The sequence below is a fragment of the Bacillus cereus group sp. BceL291 genome (assembly GCF_051776705.1).
GTDB classification, from domain to species: Bacteria; Bacillota; Bacilli; order Bacillales; family Bacillaceae_G; genus Bacillus_A; species Bacillus_A cereus.
Genome location: NZ_JBPWAP010000207.1, coordinates 1 through 1,646, shown reverse-complemented (window position 1 = coordinate 1,646; position 1,646 = coordinate 1). Strand labels below are relative to the sequence as shown.

The window sequence follows — 1,646 nt, the reverse complement described above, 5'->3', positions numbered from 1 at the left end:
AACGAGGGGGCTACTCTAAAAGTGGTTCCCTTTTTTACACAGCATTTTTTATGAAATTAAGAGGGGAGTAAAGAAAATGGGTCTGTATATTGTGGGATTATTACTAAGTTATATGTTCCTAAATGTATTTACTGATTTGAAATATAGAAAAACAAAGAATATGTGGCATCTACTATTCTTAATATTGGGGATAGGAATCACGTATTTTGCCGGAATAAGAACAGGGAAAGAGATTGCAATTGTACTAGTCATGGCCTTAGCGTGTGGTTTATTGCTAGAAACATTTAAATTTTCTTCACCTGGTGATACCAAAATGCTTGTGGTAGTAGGTTTATATGTTAGCAATGTAGTAGAAGAATCGGCTATGCTTACCGCCATTACATTAACAGCTTTCCATTTACTATTCTTTTGGATTGCTAGTGTGTATCGATTAATTAAAATTTTAGGGTTTGTAGGAGCGATTAAAGACCAATTGGAGCATGCTGCGTCTATATTTGGTGTGAAACTGCCTAAGAAAGAAATACAGCTGATACAGAGCTTTCCAGGGGCTTGTTCTATTTTACTAGGGGCGATGATTTATATTGCGTTCACTATCCATCAAAATGGAGGTATCTTGGCTTGAACAGTAGAATCATTCATCAAAGAGAGACCTATATTTACTTTACAATTTTTGCGCTAATAGGCGTTATTATTTTAAACATGTTTATTAATATATTGTTTGTATTAGCATATCCTTTACTGATAGGATTAATTGTGCAGGTTATCTTGTTGCAGAAGATAAAGAAGCCATTTTATCGGAGAGGAAAAGAATTAACGGAACAATTAAAACTAAAAAATATATTTCTAGTAGAATCAAACATTTTAGGGGATGAAGAAGGAACCGTCTATGAGGTGCATCAAATGCCTTTTGGATTCTCTAATGGATTAATTAATAAAGATAAGAGTTATAAAGTCATAAAACAAGAGTATGATAGAAAAGTCAAAGAGGATCTAACGAAAATTGCAAAATGGCAAGTTACAACAAAAGCTAGACTTGTTACGACAACACATTTTCGTTTGTATGCAATTTGGCAGAAAAATAGTACAGGTTATCAATTGAAAAAAATAGAGGATTGTGTTGATCCATATGCAAAAATGAATCTCATACAATGGATGATTGCATCATTCTGTACGACTGGTCGTATCAAGTATGATAAGAAACCAAAAGAGTGGGAAAGCTACGAATGGATTGCTTTAAAATAATAAGATAAAAGTATATAACTTTAGTTAGGAGTAAATATAGGGGAAACAGATAGAAGATAAGGCCTACATAAAAAATAAGGCCTTATTTTTTATGTAGGCCTTATTAAATGACGAATGAGATATGACTCAATATCTCGTGTAGGGTAATTTTATTATACATAATTTTCGAAAAAAACTAAAATAAATAAATTCATTTTTGTGATAAAACATAAAGTTATTGAAATTTAGATACGAATTGATTAATATAAATATATATTTAATGTTTAATTGATTCCGTTTATTCCCACACCTTCTTGTGTTGTGGTTGAGTTGTAGAAGCAAGTTGCGTCTTGTTTCATTTTTGAAAGGGCTTCTTTGAGCCGATTAGTGTATATCTAGCTTATTTTGCTATGCACATTTTTAAT

At 31.8% G+C, this 1,646-nt stretch carries 2 protein-coding genes; both read left to right on the top strand.

All coding sequences use genetic code 11. The features are described from left to right. Positions 1 to 76 precede the first annotated feature (76 nt). Entirely contained in the window at positions 77 to 622 is a 546-nt protein-coding gene (locus tag ACS2CR_RS34080) for a hypothetical protein (protein WP_060852761.1), read from the top strand. Further along, positions 619 to 1,242: a hypothetical protein gene (locus ACS2CR_RS34075; protein WP_060852760.1), complete on the top strand. Its 624-nt coding sequence runs from the start codon at positions 619 to 621 to the stop codon at positions 1,240 to 1,242. Before ACS2CR_RS34080 ends, ACS2CR_RS34075 begins: the two co-directional genes overlap by 4 nt. Positions 1,243 to 1,646: the final 404 nt, after the last annotated feature.

Bases quoted from the DNA above. Each gene is read 5' to 3' on its own strand.
- ACS2CR_RS34080 (WP_060852761.1), top strand. From the start codon at position 77: ATGGGTCTGTATATTGTGGGATTATTACTAAGTTATATGTTCCTAAAT.